Source organism: Corynebacterium sputi DSM 45148 (assembly GCF_000427865.1).
GTDB lineage: Bacteria > Actinomycetota > Actinomycetes > Mycobacteriales > Mycobacteriaceae > Corynebacterium > Corynebacterium sputi.
This window is the reverse complement of the sequence record NZ_ATYV01000013.1, coordinates 30253-48944: the sequence shown is the minus strand read 5'-3', so window position 1 is coordinate 48944 and position 18692 is coordinate 30253. Positions and strand designations below refer to the sequence as shown.

Annotated in this window: 16 protein-coding genes; 7 read left to right on the top strand and 9 right to left on the bottom strand. The window is 62.6% G+C overall.

Translation table 11 applies throughout. The annotated features are described in order from the left end of the window. Positions 1–38 precede the first annotated feature (38 nt). On the top strand, positions 39–911 hold the full coding sequence (locus YWU_RS0108185) for a hypothetical protein (protein WP_027020098.1): 873 nt from the start codon (positions 39–41) through the stop codon (positions 909–911). A gap of 72 nt (positions 912–983) precedes the next feature. On the opposite strand, the gene YWU_RS0108180 is transcribed toward YWU_RS0108185, so the two are convergent. From YWU_RS0108180 to YWU_RS0108150, 7 genes are all read right to left on the bottom strand, one after another. Continuing rightward, on the bottom strand, positions 984–2165 hold the full coding sequence (locus YWU_RS0108180) for an N-acetylmuramoyl-L-alanine amidase (RefSeq protein WP_027020097.1): 1182 nt from the start codon (positions 2163–2165) through the stop codon (positions 984–986). Between the two features lie 79 nt (positions 2166–2244). Beyond that, a complete protein-coding gene (gene trxA, locus YWU_RS0108175; RefSeq protein WP_027020096.1) occupies positions 2245–2565 on the bottom strand; it encodes a thioredoxin in 321 nt (106 codons plus the stop codon). 100 nt (positions 2566–2665) lie between these two features. Beyond that, positions 2666–3595 (bottom strand): thioredoxin-disulfide reductase, encoded by a 930-nt coding sequence (gene trxB / locus YWU_RS0108170; protein WP_027020095.1) that lies wholly within the window; start codon positions 3593–3595, stop codon positions 2666–2668. Positions 3596–3723: 128 nt separating this feature from the next. Further along, a complete protein-coding gene (locus YWU_RS15880) occupies positions 3724–4398 on the bottom strand; it encodes a sigma-70 family RNA polymerase sigma factor (protein WP_084141973.1) in 675 nt (224 codons plus the stop codon). A 90-nt stretch (positions 4399–4488) separates the two neighbouring features. Further along, positions 4489–7926, bottom strand: coding sequence for a murein biosynthesis integral membrane protein MurJ (gene murJ, locus YWU_RS15875; RefSeq protein WP_169718895.1), 3438 nt, complete (start codon positions 7924–7926; stop codon positions 4489–4491). A gap of 49 nt (positions 7927–7975) precedes the next feature. Further along, positions 7976–10384: a DUF6049 family protein gene (locus YWU_RS0108155; protein ID WP_156892767.1), complete on the bottom strand. Its 2409-nt coding sequence runs from the start codon at positions 10382–10384 to the stop codon at positions 7976–7978. Continuing rightward, positions 10381–11439 (bottom strand): NUDIX hydrolase, encoded by a 1059-nt coding sequence (locus tag YWU_RS0108150; protein WP_027020093.1) that lies wholly within the window; start codon positions 11437–11439, stop codon positions 10381–10383. Before YWU_RS0108150 ends, YWU_RS0108155 begins: the two co-directional genes overlap by 4 nt. Before the next feature lie 97 nt (positions 11440–11536). Between YWU_RS0108150 and YWU_RS0108145 the strand changes: the two genes are divergently transcribed. The 5 genes from YWU_RS0108145 to YWU_RS0108125 all read left to right on the top strand — a co-directional run bounded on the left by YWU_RS0108145 (position 11537) and on the right by YWU_RS0108125 (position 15670). Next, on the top strand, positions 11537–12964 hold the full coding sequence (locus YWU_RS0108145) for a CCA tRNA nucleotidyltransferase (RefSeq protein WP_034647526.1): 1428 nt from the start codon (positions 11537–11539) through the stop codon (positions 12962–12964). Then, on the top strand, positions 12957–13607 hold the full coding sequence (locus YWU_RS0108140) for a YqgE/AlgH family protein (protein WP_027020091.1): 651 nt from the start codon (positions 12957–12959) through the stop codon (positions 13605–13607). The genes YWU_RS0108145 and YWU_RS0108140 overlap by 8 nt, the downstream gene beginning before the upstream one ends. A gap of 273 nt (positions 13608–13880) precedes the next feature. Continuing rightward, on the top strand, positions 13881–14378 hold the full coding sequence (locus tag YWU_RS0108135; protein ID WP_027020090.1) for a GNAT family N-acetyltransferase: 498 nt from the start codon (positions 13881–13883) through the stop codon (positions 14376–14378). Positions 14379–14522: 144 nt separating this feature from the next. Continuing rightward, the gene (locus YWU_RS15870; RefSeq protein ID WP_051260175.1) at positions 14523–15290 is read left to right on the top strand and encodes an AzlC family ABC transporter permease; all 768 of its coding nucleotides are present in this window, start codon (positions 14523–14525) and stop codon (positions 15288–15290) included. Then, positions 15287–15670, top strand: coding sequence for a branched-chain amino acid transporter permease (locus YWU_RS0108125; RefSeq protein ID WP_084141971.1), 384 nt, complete (start codon positions 15287–15289; stop codon positions 15668–15670). Before YWU_RS15870 ends, YWU_RS0108125 begins: the two co-directional genes overlap by 4 nt. A 30-nt stretch (positions 15671–15700) precedes the next feature. Here the strand turns inward: YWU_RS0108125 and YWU_RS0108120 are convergent, their stop codons facing one another. After that, positions 15701–16768, bottom strand: a complete 1068-nt coding sequence (locus YWU_RS0108120) for a DUF695 domain-containing protein (RefSeq protein WP_034647503.1) — start codon at positions 16766–16768, stop codon at positions 15701–15703. A gap of 144 nt (positions 16769–16912) precedes the next feature. Here YWU_RS0108120 and YWU_RS0108115 point away from each other — a divergent pair, with 144 nt between their 5' ends. Beyond that, complete coding sequence (locus YWU_RS0108115) at positions 16913–17650, top strand: TVP38/TMEM64 family protein (protein ID WP_205618310.1); 738 nt, start codon at positions 16913–16915, stop codon at positions 17648–17650. A 50-nt stretch (positions 17651–17700) separates the two neighbouring features. Here YWU_RS0108115 and YWU_RS0108110 read toward each other — a convergent pair whose 3' ends face one another. After that, positions 17701–18681: a bile acid:sodium symporter family protein gene (locus YWU_RS0108110; protein ID WP_027020086.1), complete on the bottom strand. Its 981-nt coding sequence runs from the start codon at positions 18679–18681 to the stop codon at positions 17701–17703. Positions 18682–18692 lie beyond the last annotated feature (11 nt).

Genomic DNA, 18692 nt, shown 5'->3' with positions numbered 1-18692 from the left:
GCGTCCGTTCGATACCGACACAACGAGGGAGGTCCCATATGGCACCAGGACATATCGAGGCCATCACGCTGACGAACCTGGATCGCCTCCACCCCAGCGCCCACCGAAGTCTGTTCTGGCAGATGGCAGAGGCGCCCGACGCCGGTGACCAGCAGATATCTGCGGACCGTGTCCTCGGCATCCCGGCCGCTGACCGCATCAGTGGTGGTCACGCAGAGGTCGAGGATCCGATGCTGGAGAAGGAAGCGTGGCTGAACTCCGTCACCTATGAGTGGGGACTGTGCGGCTACACCGTCAGCGAAAATGAGTTCTCCCCTGCCGTGGCGACCGTACTGTTCGCTCCTGCCCTCTACATGCCGAAGAGCAGGACTATGGCCTCAGGGCCGGTCTCCCCGGATGCCGTCTTGCTGTCGAGCCTGCACATCCAGCCGGAGTATCTTGGCCTCGGCTACGAGGGCGCGCTGATCACAGCGGTGGTGCACAATCTTGCCGCCCGTGGTGTGAAAGCGATCGAGGCGTTCGGCTGCTCTGGCGGCGGCGAGGCCGCCGACCAGCAGCCCGGTCTTGGGGAGTTGTCGCTTGCGGTTTCGCTTGACGACGCCAACCCATTCGACATCGAGGACAGCCTCGACCAGGCCGAAGCAATGATTCGGGAATTCGAACGTGCTGAAGCCCGACTTGCCTGCGACCCAGGAACTCTGGGCGATATCGGTCATGGATCCGGAGATGTTCCGCAGACGCGGGTGCTGCTCAATGCCGGATTTACCGTCGTAAAGCCACATCAGCGCCATCCCCGACTGCGACTGGAACTGGATGGCGACTGGGACTGGAGCAGTGCTGTCGGCGAAGCTCTCGACCACCTCGCTGCTACGCAGATGGCAGAGGCGTTGCTGGCGCAACTCAATCGCTAGAGATTCCAAGAAGGGGCGGACCATGATGGTCCGCCCCTTCATTCGTACCGACCAGGTGTCGGTACTGCTGCGTTAGTTTCCTTCGGAGGCCAGCAATTCCTTGAACGAGAACGTGCCGGTCGGGCGGTCATCGTTGTCCAGCAAGTACAGGCGCTTCACTGACACGACGATGGCTTCGGCGATCTTGTCGCGCTGCTCCGGGGAGGTGAGAATCGAGACGTCCTTCGGGTTCGTCAGGTACGCCAATGCGATCTCCACGACAGGCATTCGAGTCATGCGAAGCATGTCCCAGGTGCGTCGGTGGGTCCAGCAGTCAGTCAAAGGAAGGCGTGCGACAATCTCACGCTGGATGAGGCTTGCCAAACGTTCGCCGACGAGCGAGGTGTGGCCTTCTGGAGAACCGAAGTAGAAAGAGGCCACGCCATTGGCCTTGTCATTGTGGAACCGGTCCGCGCGCAGCGAAATCACCGCGTCTGCGCCGAAGGCGTTCGCCAAATCGGCACGCTCTCGGACCGAAGGGTTGCCGCTACGCGGGCGGGAGAGGATCGTCTCCACGCCGGCGGCGACCATTCGACCTTCGATACGAGAAGCCAGGTCCCACAGGATCTCGGCTTCACTGATCGGACCATAGGGTCCGGCGACGGTCAGGCCGGTGTCGTCTCCACCCAAGCCCGGGTCGATGACGATGCGCTTACCGGAAAGGTTCGGACCTGCACGACGGACCTTCTCACGTTCATGGAAGGTCGCTGCGGATCCACCGGTGACACGACGGCCAAGGTAGTCCAAGGCGCGCAGGGTCACTGGACCGCAGACACCGTCGACCCTCAAGCCGTAGTTCTGCTGGTAGTCACGCAGGCCTCGGTCAGTGTGAATGCCGAAGTGACCGTCGATCCGCTCGGTGTAAAAACCCAGCTCCTGAAGAGTCGTCTGGAGCTGACCGATGTCATCACCGGTGAGTTCGGACAGCGGCTCATACTGGAGCACTCGAGCGCCGAGCTTGTAGGTCGCTTCCCGCATCGCGTGCAGGGTCTGGTCACGGATAATTCCGTCGGCCAGGATGCCGCGAGATTGCTGGAAGGCGCGGACGCTCGACTCCAGCCCGGCGTCATACAAGTCGTCTTCCCCGGAAAACTGGGGCGACGAGCTTGCCGTCGCATCGCCTGAATAGTCCTGCACCAGACCGAGGCGGGCAAGCGTCCCGCGTACTTCGGCGACACGGGGATTTCTATCCCCTACTCGAAGAAACTCGACCACGAATCACAGACCCTTCCGCACAAAAAAGTACCTCGCGGCGCCAGTCAGGATGACTGGGTCGCGAGGTCCAGACTACCAGCTACAGCTGAGCCTCAAGCTTCGCTCGAATGGAGGCCTTGGGCTGGACTCCGACGATCTCGTCGACCTTCTGGCCGTCCTTGAAGACATACAGCGACGGGATGGACATGATCTGGAACATCGTGGCCAGCGCACGCTCCTCGTCCACGTTGACCTTCACGATGGAGACGGAGTCGCCGAGCTCTTCGGACAGCTCCTCCAGAACGGGGGCGATCTTCTTGCAGGGGCCGCACCATTCAGCCCAAAAGTCGACGAGGACGGGCTTATCGGACTCTACGACCGCAGTGCGGAAAGTGTCGGTGGTGACGATCTGAGTGGCCATGATTTCTCCTATGGCTTGAGAAGATTTGATTGACTTAGCCTGATGCCGATGAGTGTAACAGCGGTTTCGTCGAATCCGCATGCCCTCGGCTAGGCGGTCCCTACAGGTTCTGCAGGTAGTGCTCGGCGTCCAGAGCAGCCGTGCAGCCGGTGCCGGCTGCAGTGATCGCCTGCTGGTAACGGTTGTCGACCAGGTCGCCCACGGCAAAGACGCCAGGGATGTTGGTGCGGGTGGAGGGAGCCTCGACCTTCACGTAGCCGTCGGCATCGGTATCAATGACGTCTGCGAACAGCTGCGAGCGAGGATCGTGGCCGATAGCAACGAACATGGCGGTGGCATCCAGGTGGGAGACCTCACCGGTGACGGCGTCGGTCAGCTCCAGGCCGGAGACGGAGCCTTCACCGATAACCTTCGACACGGTTTTGTTCAGCTCGAAGTTGACCTTCGGGTTCTGACGGGCGCGCTCCTCCATGATCTTCGAGGCGCGGAATTCCTCACGACGGTGGATGACGGTGACAGACTTGGCGAACTTCGTCAGGAAGGTTGCCTCCTCCATCGCGGAGTCGCCACCGCCGACCACTGCGATGTCATGGTCACGGAAGAAGAAGCCGTCGCACGTAGCGCAGGAGGACACGCCGTGTCCGAGCAGTTCCTGCTCGCCCGGGACGTACAGGTAACGCGGAGCTGCGCCGGTCGCGAGGATGACGGTGCGGGCGCGGTGCTCTTCGTCGCCAACCCACACGGACTTCACGTCACCGGTCAGTTCCACGCGGTCAACGTTCTCCATCCGCAGGTCTGCACCGAAGCGCTCTGCCTGCGAACGCATCTGGTCCATCAGATCCGGGCCCTGGATACCCTCGGCGAAGCCCGGGTAGTTCTCGACCTCGGTCGTGTTCATCAAGGAACCGCCGAACTCGATGCCCTCGAAAATCACCGGCTTGAGCTCAGCGCGAGCTGCGTAGATAGCGGCGGTGTATCCGGCGGGGCCGGAGCCTACGATGATCACGTCGTGGATGGTGTTGTCCGTCATGAGTTGTTCGTCTTCCCTCAGGTCGATGTTCCGGAAATCTCTCAGCAGCCTACCGCTGTGGAACTAGCGGGTCGGGAACTAGATCGGTGGCCGCGCGCGTTCCGGCGTGTCCATCCGGGACAACGTGTCTACGGGGCCGCACATTCCCTCGGCAAGCTCACCGACGGAGCTGGCGGTCGGACCGGCTTGGGTAGAGGCGCTGAGGTGAGGATCTTCCGCAGTTCGCGTCGGCCCCTGGCTCGTCTGGATTTCACCGTGCCCTCGGACACGCCAAGGTCATCCGCGGTCTCCTCGGTAGTCAGTCCCTGGATATCCATCTTGTTGATGGCCTCCCGTTGGTACGCCGGGAGTTTCTCCATGGCGTCCCGCACAGTTAGCTCAATGACCTGACCGACGGCGACACCGAATTGTTGTCCGTTCTGATAGTCCTCCTGGGCAGTAAGCAGGTGGACCTTTGAATGATCGACCGGTTCCTGAACCATCTTGCCCAGCTTCCGATGGTTGTCGTAGATCGAATTCAGCGTGATTCGGTGCAGCCACGTGGAGACCGAAGAGTCCTCCCGCAGACCTTCCGATTTCCGGTGGACCTTCAAGAAAGCTTCCTGCACTGCGTCCTGGGCATCGTCTTCGGAACTGGTGGTCCGCAGCGCAACTTTCAGCAGCTTGTCGGAGTGTCTGGCCCACAGCCGTGGGAACGCCCGGGAATCACCTGCCCGGTGCGCTGCCAACAGATTCGCGTCCGATAGCTCCTGTCTTTTAGTAGATCTCTCATGGTCTCCCCGGCTGTGTCCCCCGATATTCATGATGGGGATGAAACCACCGAGGGCCGGGCCCCGCCACGGAAAGTGGAAGGGGCCCGGCCCGATGGTGGATAACTTCGCGACTGTGGAGAACTATCCGCGTGCGCGGACGGCAACCTCGTTGATCTCTACGAGGTTCGGCTGCTCCATCGGCAGTTCGGATACCCAGATCAGCAGGCGGTCGGTCTGCGGAGCACCGGTCAACGACACCACGGTGCCATTGAGGGAATCGGAACCGGGATCGCCTTCGGCGGCGTTATTGCCGTCGTTCTCGGCAGTGGTGGCAGTGGTCGTCGGAGTCTCCGTGCCACCGTTACCGTTGGCACCTGGCGATTCGCCGAGGCGGGCCTCGCCGACTTCGGTGAGCTCATCGAGAGAGGAAACCGAATCCATATCGACGCCGTCCTCGACCGCATAGACCTGGACCATGACTCCGTCAGTTCCAACGATCTCAACGGATGTCGGTGTCGCCGGGGCGTCCAAGGTCACGACCAGACCGATGCCCTGCTTGAATCCGAGCGGCGGTTCGGCGAACTGCTCCAAATATTCGGAACTACTCCAGGAAGTGTTGAGGTCTCCGTCAGCGGCGAGGCCAGCGCTTTCCGGGTTGTCCAGGTCAGACAGCGGATTGTCCGTCGGAAGCTGCCACTCATTCACCGACGCGATCTGGCGGTCGGAGGCGATGACGTTCTCAACGATCTCGGTACCGCGGCGCAGGGAATCCTGGGACAGTGGAGCGTTTTCACTCTGGTTGACCTGGGCGTAGATGGTGGCGGCGCCAACGGCACCGACCAGGCTCAGTCCGACGACCGAGACACCAACGCCCCACTGCTTCTTCCGGGACATTGCCTGTGCCGGGGCCAGGAAGCGGCCGGAGGTGGAGTCGGCGGCTTCGGGCTCGACGGAGAGGTCGGAGCCGCCGTCACCGTAGGCGGCGTCGCGAAGCTGCTGGGCAGTCACCGCAGGGTCAGTGGTCCGCGCATTCTCTGCGATGGTCTCGATGCCCTCGGGGATCTCTTCACAGCAGCGGCGCAGGAGCATCTCCAGCGCGCGGGTGGCACCTTCCAGATCTTCGTCGGTGTTCGCCCCCGGCAGCGGTGCCGGGTACGCGAGGACGAGATGCCCGTCGACGTTGACACGGAGGCGGTCAGCATTGTCGATGCCGAGAGGCACCTCGGCCTCACGTGAGCGAGCTACTGCCTCGAACAGATCAGAAGCAGCCAGGGCGGCGGCCTCCGGGTTCGGGGCCTCAGACGCCACGGTGTTCAAGGGAGCGCCTGCGACCCAGTCGCTGATGACGATGACGGTGGTGCGGGTGGTGTGCACCTCGCGGATACGGGTCAGGCCCGGGCCCTCGAGCGGCTTGAGCGCTCGGGTCATCTCCGCGATCGAACGAGTCTTGTCGGCGGCTTCGATGTAGGTGAAGGAGATCTCGTCCTTGTCCGGGGAGGTGAGATCCTGCGCCCTCCACATCCGCATGCGGTCGCGCTTGGCCGTCTCGGAGATGAGGCGGTAGCGGCCGGCACCAATAATTTCTCCTGGCACGAAGCGGGGAGCACGAGCAGCCTCGGTGGGCAGCGGCGGCAGCAGCGGGGAGCCGATGATGCCGTCGTTGGCGACACCGAGAGGATCGGCGCCACCGGCGATCATGTCGGAAGCATCCGGAAGGTCCGGGGCGTCCTGGGCGGTCGGCGGTGCCGGGGCGAAACGACGCAGACCCGGGATCCGGCCAAGCATGGAGCCGACTGTGCGGACCTCTGGGAGCGGCGAGCGCATGAGCACCAGGCCGGTGATCGTGAGGAACAAGATTCCCGAGAGCGCCACTCGGATGAAGTATCCGATGGAGCCGAGATCCTGCAGTGGGGTCATGCCGAGCAGGTAGTCGAAACCGAACGCGATGATCGCGGCGATGAGAGCTGCGCCGAACGCCCAGATGGACGTCGTCCAGGATTCTTTGCCGTTGAGCGAACCCAAGGTGCGGCGCAGCAGCAGCACACCGATGACGGCGCCGGCGATGTAACCGAAACCGTTCGCACCACCAAGGAGCACCACCACGAGGTAGGGCTCTGTGGCCATCAGCGGAGCCAGGAGGGTCAACAGGACCTTCACCACGGTGATGCCGATGATGATGAAGGTCGGGGTCCATGCTTCTTCTCGGGCGTAGAACACACGCAGGTGCAACAGCACCAGTGCATACGGGATCAGCGTGAACGCGGAGAAGGACAGCGTCCAACCGATGACGTCGGCCTGCTCAGAGGTGAACTGTCCGTAAGCGAACAGCGCGTTGGCGATCTGCTGGCCGAAGAAGGTGAAGAACACCACGATCGGAACTAGCGCGAGCATCGTGAGCTTGGTGCCCACGTTCAGGTCACGGATCACCGCGACGTTGTCGCCATCAGAGGCATTGCGAGACAGTCGCGGCATGATGGCCGTCAGCAGAGTGACGCCGATGATGCCGTACGGCACCTGCAGCAGCAGCCATGCCTGCTGGTACTGCAGCGGGGCGGCTTCGTTCGCCACCGAGGCGATTCGCATGGTGATGACGTAGCCGAGCTGGGAGACGGCGACATACGCGATGATCGCAATACCCATGCCGGCGAACTGCTTCACGCGGGCGTCGATGCCCCACAGCGGCTTGAGGTTGACCCCGGCCTTGCGCAGCGGCGGGATCATGATCGCTGCCTGGAGGACGACACCCAAGGTGGTGCCTATGCCGAGCAACAGCACGTACGGGTTGAACAGTGAACTGCCACCGTCGTTGAGCTTCGGGCCAGGTAGGAAGATGTATAAAGACAGCGTCGCGATGGCGATGATGTTGTTCGCCACCGGTGCCCAGGCCCCCGGTTTGAACACTCCCTTGGTGTTCAGCACCGCCATGAGCAGCGCAAATACGCCGTAGAAAAGGATCTGAGGCAGGAGTAGAACCGCAAAGGACGTCGATAGATCGACGTTCACTTGCCCCTCAGACGACAGCATCATCCTTGTCAGGAATGGCGCTCCGATCACGGCGATTACCGTCACCACGATCAGGATCGACATCGCCGCCGTGAATAGGCGGCGGACGAAGGTCTCGCCGTGGTCGTCGTCTTCCTTCTCTGCGCGCACGAGCACCGGAATGACCAGAGAGGTCAGCACGGCACCCAGGACAATCTCGGTGATGAGGTTGGGCAGAGTGTTGGCGACGTTGAACGCAGAAGCGACACCGCCACCGAGGGCGGCACCGATCATTGCGTTGCGGACGAATCCAGTGATGCGAGAGATCAGCGTCGCAATGGCCATCGAGCCGGTCGAGCGAACGACATCTCGGTCTGTTGCCCGCGGGCGTGAATCGTCGGTGTGTTCCTCGGCGACGGCGATGGCCGATGCCTCACGAGGGGACCGACTCAAGTCCGGTGCCTGCTCGACGCGGCGCGGTTCACGGCGCGTCGGGTCCGGGGCAGGCGCAGTTGGACGACGGATACGTCCGCGCTGTCCGGTATGCGGCACCTGCCCGTTGGGCACGGAAGGTTGAGAAGGGTCGGGTTCGGTCACGGAAACCATTGTTCACCAAGCTGGTGAGCTGATTCGAATCTGCTGTGAATCAGTTACGGGTTCGTGGAGCGTTCTGGGACAGTTTCTGCCAACGCCTGCGAGCGAAAATCCCGGCACCGAGAAGGAACAGGGCGGTGAGCACGAAGAAAAGCCCGGAGCCGAGGCCGGACTGCACGGTGATTGCCACCGGGGCTGAGATCGCCCGTCCGTCAGGGGTTTCCAGTCGAACCTGAAGATCAGATCGACGGCTGTCTGCTTGGTCGACATCGGGGTACAACTGCAGAGTCAAAGAGCCGCGGGCAGGAATCCGGGTGGGTTCGTGCAGGGGGCTGCTCATGTCATCACCGTCAAGAACCACAGTCGCGTCGACCGGCAATGGCAGTCCATTTCCGGCGACGACGGCCACAGGAGAGGCTCCCGTCGCACGGGTGTATCGCGATCCCGGGGTGATTAGCCGGACCGATTCGCGCAGGCCCTGGATCATCGAGCCGGTGTGTTCCTGGATCTGCCGGGCGCGGGCTACGGCGGAGTCGTATTCCTCGGCGTTGTTCCTGCCGAAGACGGAGATTGAGCGCAGGATGTCCCGATTGATGGGGAGGGTGAATCCGGCGGGAGTCAGCGCGATGTCCGGTTCTTCGACCATCAGGCCAGTGAGCTCGGAGGTGTACCGCGCTTGCTGAGTCGCACGGCCGATCTCTGAGGCGGTGACTTCACCGGGGTCGGTGACAGAGGTGGACACGTTTCCGGGGCCGGCGGAAGCCGCATCGGCGATCGGACCGATTGCGTCGGCGAAAGCGGTAGGGGCCGCCCTGCCATCGGCGAACGTCTGGAGGACAGCGCCGAACCACTCGTTGATATCTGCCTCGTCCACGGACCAGTCGCCCGGGGGAATTATGAACAACGCGCCATCGCCGCCATCGTCCAGTTCGCTATGAAGTGTTCCAACCGCGGTCTGCATGCGTGCGACAGACGAGTCGATGTCTAGCCGGTGCCGCCCGAGCTCCCGCGAGTAGCCGGCCACCGACGGATCGGATCCGGTTGCCGCCAGGGTGGTGGAGAGATCAGTCGGAGTGGTGACTGCTCGCAGGTTGTGCGGCAGCTCCACCGCCGCGCCGGGCTGGATCTGAGACTGAGCCGTGACAGATGTGGAGGCCACCAACGCCGTGGTCGTCCCAGTGCCCGCAAGTGTGTCGACGGACCGAGCACTCAACTGTCCCTCCGGCGGCAGCAGCACTGACTCGACCGGCTCGACGTCCAAGATGTCGCGCAGATACGAATCACCACTGAGCCAGATACTCGTCAGGTCAGGATCACCAAGTGAGGCGACGCCGGATGCGGAGGCATTGGCCCACGGCATGGAGATCACACACTGGCCCTCAGTGAGGTCGCGCAGTGAGTTCAACCATGCCCCGGCGGCTGCGGAGTCCTCAGAGGAAGCCGGCTCAGCATCGATGCCGTCATTGTGGGTCCATGAGTCGCGAAGGCGCACGCCGGTCGACGTCGGGTCCGAGCGCTCGCCACCGATCAAGTAACCGCTGCTCATGCGCTTTGCCGCAAGAACTAGCTCTGGGTCAATCGCGATACACGTGGAGAAGCCCAGTTCCTGGCCGCCAGGGCCGTCTAAGGCTTCAGCCAACGAGGTAACCGTCCGGTTCAGCCGACCGCCCTCGGACATGGACTCCGACAGAGAATTATTCGAGAGAATGAGCTCCGGTGACTCTGGGGCGTCGCCGGTCTCACCGGGGACGACTGGCACTGGCTCGGTGATCGGCCAGACCATCGACAGCGGCCTGGGCGCAGCTTCCTCGTCGTCAATGGTTGCGTCCGGTTGGTCGGTTGGGGGGAGGGTGAGGTCGGAGGCGTCGTCAAGCGGCTCTTGCTCTTCCCCACCACGGACCGGAAGTAGGGTGCGGGTCTCTGCCAATTGGCGGAGGATCCCATGACCTGCGGAACCATTGGCGTTCACCAAAATCGGGTACACGCCACCGGAAGTGATGGACAGACCTTCAGGGGCCGGCGCCTGCAGCGGCACCGTAATCGGGACTGTGGTGGAGGCCCGCGGCCCAAGCGTCACCGGGTCCGAGAACTGCGTGACCGTGCTGTAGGTGGTCTCCGGCTCGGCCATCGCCAACGATGCCTGCGCAGACGACGGGAGCGCCTCCGACCGCTGGGTGCGCAGCGACAGATCCGAGATGGTGTCACTGGTGCGGTTGGTGAGCGTGACGTTGATCGTCACCGTCTCAGAGGCATCAGCCACCCGCGGCGCAATCGAATCCAATTGCAAGTCTAGCGGACCGTTAGAGGTGCCAGTGCGAGAATCCGAACCGAACCAAACCTGCTCCACCTCAGGCGATGTCGGCGACACCGGGAACGGCTGGACGCCCTGAGCGGACGCCACTGGAATGCCCGCGAGCACCATGGCGCCACTCAGGCACGCCGCAACCCACCGCCGGATCATCGAGGTGTCCGCCTCCCCGCCTCGTACTCCGCGCGGGCGAGTTCGGGCAGCAAGTCATGGGCGCGCCGGGCGAGTTTGCGCTCGTCGGCGTACGCCAGTCGTTCCACCAGGCCCACTACCGGCACCCACTGCACCTCAGTCACCTCCGGGTCCTCGTCATTGAGGTCACCGTCAAGGTAACGCAGCAGGTGGTGGTACACGGTCTTGTGGATCCGCACGCCATCAGAGACGAACCAGTAGTCGATCACGCCGAGGTCAGTGATGACCCCGCCGTGGATGCCGGTTTCTTCCCAGACCTCGCGCTCGGCGGTGGAGTCGTGCTGCTCCCCCGGTTCCACGTGGCCCTTCGGCATCGACCACAGCAGACGTCCGCGACGATCTAGGCGGCCGATGAGGGCGACGTAGATGCGGGACATATCAACGGTGCCGTCCGGACGCACAGCTTCTGGGAGCCCGGACACGACGAGACCGCCAGCGGAGGTCTCCACCGAGGTGCGCATCTGCGACTTCTGCGGCTGACGCTGCGGTGCCCGGCGGTTCGGCCGGTTCTGCTGGCCCTTCCCTCGGCCACGACGGTTTCGGTTGCCCTGCTTCTGCCCCTGCTTGGCGCCCTGCTTCTGGTTCTTGTTGGAGCCCTGCCCGGACTGCTTGTCCGTGCCGGACTCCTGGGAGGTCTGTTTTTCCTTGTTGTTGTTCTGAGCGCCGGCGTTCTGCTTCGGTCCTTGCCGCCGCCTGCGGCGACGCCTGGAGGACCCGCTGGTAGAAGAGCCACCGCCGGCGTTGCCGTCGGAGTTTTTGCTTCCCGACGTCCCCGTCCCCTCACCCACAGACTTCGTCCCCGCAGCCTGTGACTGTGGGGACTTCGGTGCCGATTGGTTGTTCCGGGAATCCGGGTTCTTCTTCTGCTGGCTCTTCGGGGAGTTGTTCTGCTGCCCGGTGCCGTTCGCACCGTCGCCGGATGCGGCGGTTCCCGGCGCTCCCTTGCGGCGGCGCGACCGACGTCGGCGGCGCCGCTGGGGCTCCGCCTGCCCTGTTTCGCGCTGGCTATCGTTCATCCCCAGTAGCTTAGCTGCCCTGATCGCCATGGAGGGTATCGTGTCGTGGGTGATTGCGCCGATTCCCGAACCCGGTTCCGACGTCCGCCGTACTGCCATGCTCGCGGTCGCGGATCAGGCGATCGGTTCCGAGTCTGACCTGCTAGTTTCCCTTGCTGCCGAGTTTTCGGCGGGGGGCCATGATCTCTACCTGGTCGGCGGTTCCGTCCGGGACGCGCTCATGGGGAAGTTGGGGGTGGACCTGGACTTCACCACTGACGCTCGGCCAGAGGTGGTCAAAGACATCCTGGATTCGTGGGCCCCGGTGGTGTGGGACACAGGCTTGGCGTTCGGAACCCTCTCCGCGGAAAAGAACGGTCGCCAGATCGAGATCACCACATTCCGCTCGGATGAGTATGACCAGGTCAGCCGCAACCCAGAGGTCACCTTCGGCGACACCCTGGAAGGGGACTTGGTCCGCCGGGACTTCCGCTGCAACGCCATTGCCGTGCAGTTGCTCGCCGATGGCTCCCGGATCTTCGTCGATCCGCTCAATGGTTTCGATGACATCGTCGCCGGCATCCTGGACACCCCGGGACCGGCTGAGGTCAGCTTCGGCGACGACCCGCTGCGAATGCTCCGAGCATGCCGGTTCACCTCCCAGCTCGGATTCGCTGTCTCCGAGCGAGTGCTTGATGCGATGACCCGGATGAATGACGAGATCAACCGCATTACCGCTGAGCGCGTCCAGGCCGAACTGAACAAGATGATCGCCGGGCAGGACCCCGCCGCGGGCATCGACCTGATGGTGGAGACCGGCCTCGCCGCACACATCATGCCGGAGATCCCCGACATGAAGATGACGCAGGACGAGCATCGCCAGCACAAAGACGTCTACCAGCACTCTCTGCAGGTAATGCGCCAGGCGATCGAGCAGGAGGAGCCCGGGGAGCCGGACATTGTCCTGCGTTGGGCCGCACTGCTGCACGACTGCGGTAAGCCGGAGACCCGCGAATTCAAGGAGAACGGCGCCGTCACGTTCCACCACCACGAGGTGGTCGGGGCGAAGAAGGTCCGCCGACGTTTCCGGAAGCTCAAGTACCCAAAGAAGACCGTCGAGCAGATCTACGAACTGGTCTACCTCCACATGCGCTTCCACGGCTATGGCGAAGGAAAGTGGACCGACTCTGCTGTCCGCCGTTACGTCAACGACGCCGGTGATCTGCTGCCGCAGCTCAACAAGATCGTGCGCGCCGACTGCACCACCAGGAACAAGCGCAAGGCCGCCCGCCTCGCACGCGCCATCGATGACCTGGAGACCCGCATCGACGAGATCGCCGCGAAGGAAGACCTCGCCGCAGTCCGCCCGGATCTCGACGGCAACGACATCATGCAGATCCTCGACCTCCCTGCCGGCCCCGTCGTCGGCCAAGCCTGGAAACACATGAAGGAACTACGCCTCGACCAAGGCCCAATGGAACGCGACGACGCGATCCTGGAGCTCAAGAAGTGGTGGCACGAACAAGAGGACGACAATAATGAGTGACATGAACCCGCGCGACAACGACCTCTTTGGCGACCGACTCTTCACCTCCCTGGAGAAGGTCGACCCGGAAGCCGGCATGCTCCTGGTCGCCGCGCCGGGAATGGGCTCCCCGGAGTTCGCCCGCACCGTGGTCTTCATCGTCGAGCACGATGAGCAGGGCACTCTTGGCGTGGACCTGACCACCAGGTCCGAAACACCGGTTCACAACGTCCTGGAGCCCTGGGCAAAGATGATGACCTCTCCCCCGGTCATCTACGTCGGCGGCCCGGTGAACCAGACCCAGCCGATCTGCCTCGGCGTTGCTGCTGTTGGAGCGGAGATCTCTGAGGATCCGAACCCCCTCGCAGACGGTGAGCCGCTGTTCCAGAAGCTCGCGAATCGCTTCTCCATCGTGAACATCAGCGTCGACCCGGAGCACTTTGAGGGGCTGCTCTCTGGAGCTCGCCTCTTCGCCGGATACGCCGGCTGGGAGCCCGGCCAGCTCCAGGACGAGATCGACCGCGGCGACTGGTACGTCGCCCCTGCTTTGCCTTCCGACGTCCTCGCCACCGCCGGCTCAGACGTCTGGGGCGACGTGATGCGCCGTCAGCCGTGGCCGCTTCCGCTGTACGCGACGTACCCGGCGGATCCGCGGGAGAACTAGAAGCCTATACAGGGGCCGCGGCTATCTGAACGATGCTGCGGTTGGTGTGGGATCGCGCTGTTAGAGTCCACCCATGATCAGTTGCTTCGTCAGCACCCGAGTCCGGGGCCAAATCTAACTGCGGTTCTCGTGAAATAGCAGATGATGAGCGATGCAGTCAATGAACTCTGCATCCGTGGCCATCTGCTTTATTGTCATGGCTTGGTTAGCTAACGGGCAAATGCGAGGTTCCGCTCAAAGAGCCACTCTCTGAGCCCCTAAGGAAGCAACTCCATGATTCACATCGTTAGTTACACACCTGAATACCGCGCCGACGTGTTGGCCTTGTCGATCAAAGCCTGGGAGCCGGTGTTCCCGCCCCTGCTCGATGAGGCTCCAGCATTTGTCTGTGAGTCTTTCTATCCCGACGGCTGGCGCGAACGTCAGTTCCGGGATCTCGCCGAGGTTCTTGACGAGGACTCGCAGAACATTGATGTCGCCCTCGACGACGACACACCTGTGGGATGGGTCTGTACGAAATTCCATCCGGAAGACGACATGGGTGAGATCTATGTCTTGGCGGTGCACCCAGATTTCCAAGGTCAAGGAACCGGACGGGCGCTCATGGAGGTCTCCTTCTCTCGGATACGCGGCGCCGGAATGCGCATGGTGATGGTGGAAACCGGTGACGACTCCGGTCATGCGCCTGCTCGGGCGGTGTACGAGTCAGCGGGCTTTCAGCGCTGGCCGGTCGCTCGGTATTTTAAGGATCTCGATCCGTCGCACAACTGATCCACTGGTGATTCTCGGGAAATGGGTGTTTTCAACAATGCTGCCTAAAGCAGTGATCGCCGCGAATTTCCATTGGGGCCCTATTTCTGGATACGGAAGCCCTCTCTTGGATTGTCCGTCAGGAGCGTGCTTTAACCTGCTCGTATGAGCGTCAAAGATGAGATACGGCACGGCATCTCCGTGTCGTGGACCGTTGGCCTAGGACTGGTACCCCTCGGTTTGGCTTTCGGTGCGTTGGTGACCCAGACCGGATTCGCCTGGTGGTGGGCTCCGGTCCTGTCAATCGTGATCTTCGCCGGGTCCATGGAGTTTCTGGCGATCGGCCTCATCATGGCCAACACCGGTCTGGTTGGCGCCGGGCTCACCGCGTTCATGGTGAACTTTCGGCACATCTTTTATGGACTGACGTTTCCACGTCATTTGATCTCGCCGAAGGGGATCAAGGGCAAGATGGCGCGGGCGTACTCGACGTACGCGACCATCGACGAGGCATACGCCATCGCCCCGAACGAGCGCGGACATACCGGCGGCAGTGTGTTGACCGCCCAGATCTTCTGTCAGCTCAGTTGGGTGCTGTCGGGAATCGTCGGGGCCCTCGCAGGCTCTGCGATGCCGGACGGGCTTCAGGGCATGGAGTTCGCACTCACTGCACTGTTCGTCGTTCTAGGAATCGACGCTTTCCAGTCGAACCGCGATTGGTCACTTCCGATCGTTGCCTTTATCTGCACGATGATTGGATGGGCCATTTCGCCGCAACGGATGCTGGTGATCGGACTCTCGCTTTTCTTCCTGACTCTGGTTGCTCGAGTCTGGTCTCCCAGGCTGGATAAGGCTCTGACGTGGGTGTCGGAGGGTGATCGGAAGAAGATGACGTCGATAAGCGAGCTCGTATCTGAAGGAGAGCAGAAATGACCTCCTACCTCGCGGAAGGAAACGCACCTGGGGCCTGGGGGCTGCCAGAGGCAGCACCGTCTTTCCCTTATGTCATGGCGATGCTGCTCATCATCGGCGGAGTCACAGTTCTGCTGAGGTGGCTGCCGTTCGCGTTCGCCGACCGGATGCGTGGCAGTGAATTCATCAGGATGCTCGGGCGGACCATGCCCGTCGGAGTCATGGTGGCGCTGGTGGTGTACACGATGGTCAGCCGGATCGACGAGAGCGCCGGAGTGTGGTGGCCGGCACCGGTCGCGCTGCTGTTTACCGTGGGACTCCACCTGTGGCGGCGCAGTCCCGCGCTGTCGGTGCTGGCCGGGACCGCGTTCTACATGGTGCTGATCAACGTGGTCGTGTGACCGGGACTGACAGCGAAAAGTGCCGCAAACCTACGCACGCAGGTGACTGACGCGCAGCCAGGCCGGATCATCCTCGGAATCGGTCGCGACCTCACCTTCCGTCCAGGTAGAGGTTAGGTCGAGAAGGCGCTGCTCGGCATCAGACTCTGGGTCGACGTAGAAGTGCAGCAGGCGCACACCATCAGAAGTCTCAGCGCCGACGAAGACGCCATCTTCCTGCTGGGACTCAGCCATCGCACGCCCGATGCGATCGAGAGACTCAGTCGACTCCTTGCCGGGCAGACCTTCATCATCGACGTCGGTGAAGAGAAGCTGGACCACGATGTGGCGGGTCAGAATTGGATCAACCAGCGGGGACAACGGTCCGCGAGCGGTCACGTGCACTGGACGGTCTGAATTGACGCCCTCCATGCCGTACCAAGTCGGGCAGGTGTCGGCGACATCTGCGACGACTTCCGGGAGCTCCGACAGCGGTACCGCTTCTTCCGGAAGATCCTTGGCGAAGACGACCTGGCTGATCCAGAGACCGAAGGCCTCCTCCCCCAGTGCCATCTGCAGTAACATGAAACCGATCTCGGTGACGGCGTGCTCGGCGGCCTCGACACGGTCCTGGTCATCCTCAGGAAGGTCTTCGACCTCGGCGAGGATCTCGGCGAAGTACGGGTGGTGCAGACGTACGCCGACGGTGGTGCTGCCGCGCATGATCTCGACGGAGGCGTCGGAAGGCTCAAGGGTCTGGCCAGCCCACGTGATCGACGCGGACGGGTCCGCCCGACGCAGATCGCTGAACGACCAGGTTTCGCCGTCCTCGGGAGCGCCGAGCAGGAAACGCCGTGCGGTCGGGCGCAGCTCGGGGTCTCCTCCAGCGGTCACTGTGAACAGATGGCGGGAGTAGTCACCGCCCGGACCGAACCCCCACGTGAGTCGCGGATCGACGGCGGCGACGCGCGGGCCGATCTCAGCCTGCACGTCCAATTCACCGCCGCCGACGAACAACTGGTCCAAGGCCTCAGCGCCCTCGGAGTTCCACCAAGTCCAGAACGACCTGATTGCCGCATCACGGTCGGCGGGGGAAACGGGATTCATCGGTTCGGTCATGTTCTCCAGCTTCTCACCTCAGTGGCGTGATGCGCCACAGGCCGGGTTGGCCCTCCAGTGCTCGTTGGATTGTCGATTTGCGGAAAACTCGTGCCCGCCGGGGTATTACCGGGAATGAAATGACCCTGCCGTACGATGACGGCCGTGACTGACGACCCGAACCCAGCCTCTCCCTCAGAATCCGCGACTGACGCAGAGACTGAGGAGACATCCGGTAGCTCCCTGAAGATGGGGAACATTCCGTGGAGTTCGGCGCTGCGCAATGGTGCACTGATCGTCGTATTGCTGGGGATGCTGTGGCTGGCGTTCAACGTCAGCCTGCCCTCGGTGGAGGAACTGCAGCAGCAGCTTGATCGATGGGGCAGCGCCGCGTTTGTCATCTTTATCCTGATTTACGCCGTGGTGGCGGTGACGCCTATTCCGGTGACGATCATGGCCGTTGCCGGAGGAGTCCTCTTTGGCGTGGTGGAAGGAAGTCTTCTCTCAGTTGCCGGTGCCCTGCTAGGCAGTTGGGCGGCCTACTGGTTGGCGAGGGGACTTGGGCGGACCACTGCGTCGACGTTGATGGGGAGGCATGCTGAGACCGTCGAGAAGCAACTTGAACGCTCTGGGGTTGCGGCCGTCTACTTCCTCCGGGTCATGCCCGGACTGCCGTACTGGCCGGTTAATTATGGCGCCGGCGCGTTCGGTGTGACGCAGCGGAACTTCCTCGTGGGCAGTGCCCTCGGAGTGGTTCCCGGTCAGGTGTCGCTGGTGGCTATCGGTGCGTTCGCCGTGGAGCCGTCCTACTTCACCGGAATTGTCCTCGTGGCCGCATGGGCGGCAGTGCTGATCATGACCGCGATCGCGTTCCGTGATCTGCGCAGGACCACCTCCAAGTAACCCTGGGGCCTCTCATCACGAGGGCCACCGCAAGGTCATGCTGTGGTCGGCTACACCGAGGACTTCTCGCCCTCTTCGTATTCCTTGCCCCACTTCGCTGCGTACCACGCGCACATCATGAGCTGGATCTGGTGGAAGATCATCAGCGGCAGAATGATCTCACCGGCATTGCCCGCGAAGATGACCGCAGCCATTGGCAGGCCGGTGGCCAGAGACTTCTTGGAACCGGCGAACATGATGGTGATTCGGTCCGCGCGGTTGAAGTGCAGTGTTTTGCCGATCACTCCGGTGATCTTCAGCAGCAGCCACACCAGGACTACGGAGAACACACACAGGAAGATGATGCTCGAGGCAGGCACCGCGGCCCAGATTCCGTCGACCATGCCTTGGGAGAACGCCGCATAGACGACCATCGCGATGGAGATACGGTCCACGTTCTTCGTGATCGGCGAAGCAGCGAACTTGTAGGTCCAGCGCCTAGTGAACTGACCGATGAGGAACGGCAGCAGCAGCTGCAGAGAGATGCTGAAGAATACTGAGCCGTCGACGTGCAGTTCGCCGTCGCGGGTCATGAGGGCCATGACGAGAAGAGGCGTCAGGAAGATGCCCATAAGGTTCGAAGCGGACGCCGCCACCACTGCTCCGGCAACGTTGCCCTTGGCGATCGACGTGAAGTTCACCGACGACTGCACGGTCGACGGCACCAAACACATGAACAAAATGCCCATGTACAGGCCGGTGCCGAGGAACCACTCGGTCGGCTTCATCAGCAGGCCGATGATGGGGAACATCACGAAGGTGATGAGCATGATCGTCAGGTGCAGCTTCCAATGCCGCACACCGTCGATTGCCTCGCGGGGGCTCAGGCGAACGCCGTAGAGGAAGAAGAGGAATGCGATCGCGATCTTCGTCGCGACATCAAAACCCTCGGCGAATTCACCGCGGGCGGGAAGCACCAGTCCCAGGATCAGAGCGACGATGATCAGGACGATCAGTGGATCCGGGCGCCACTTCCGCAGTCTCTGCCACACTCTTGGATATC

Excerpts from the sequence above, each read along its gene's own strand:
- YWU_RS0108185 (WP_027020098.1), top strand. The coding sequence starts at position 39 with ATGGCACCAGGACATATCGAGGCCATCACGCTGACGAACCTGGATCGC.
- trxA (WP_027020096.1), bottom strand. The coding sequence starts at position 2,565 with ATGGCCACTCAGATCGTCACCACCGACACTTTCCGCACTGCGGTCGTA.
- trxB (WP_027020095.1), bottom strand. The coding sequence starts at position 3,595 with ATGACGGACAACACCATCCACGACGTGATCATCGTAGGCTCCGGCCCC.
- YWU_RS15880 (WP_084141973.1), bottom strand. The coding sequence starts at position 4,398 with ATGAATATCGGGGGACACAGCCGGGGAGACCATGAGAGATCTACTAAA.
- YWU_RS0108155 (WP_156892767.1), bottom strand. The coding sequence starts at position 10,384 with ATGATCCGGCGGTGGGTTGCGGCGTGCCTGAGTGGCGCCATGGTGCTC.
- YWU_RS0108150 (WP_027020093.1), bottom strand. The coding sequence starts at position 11,439 with ATGAACGATAGCCAGCGCGAAACAGGGCAGGCGGAGCCCCAGCGGCGC.
- YWU_RS0108145 (WP_034647526.1), top strand. The coding sequence starts at position 11,537 with ATGCTCGCGGTCGCGGATCAGGCGATCGGTTCCGAGTCTGACCTGCTA.
- YWU_RS0108140 (WP_027020091.1), top strand. The coding sequence starts at position 12,957 with ATGAGTGACATGAACCCGCGCGACAACGACCTCTTTGGCGACCGACTC.
- YWU_RS0108135 (WP_027020090.1), top strand. The coding sequence starts at position 13,881 with ATGATTCACATCGTTAGTTACACACCTGAATACCGCGCCGACGTGTTG.
- YWU_RS15870 (WP_051260175.1), top strand. The coding sequence starts at position 14,523 with ATGAGCGTCAAAGATGAGATACGGCACGGCATCTCCGTGTCGTGGACC.
- YWU_RS0108125 (WP_084141971.1), top strand. The coding sequence starts at position 15,287 with ATGACCTCCTACCTCGCGGAAGGAAACGCACCTGGGGCCTGGGGGCTG.
- YWU_RS0108120 (WP_034647503.1), bottom strand. The coding sequence starts at position 16,768 with ATGACCGAACCGATGAATCCCGTTTCCCCCGCCGACCGTGATGCGGCA.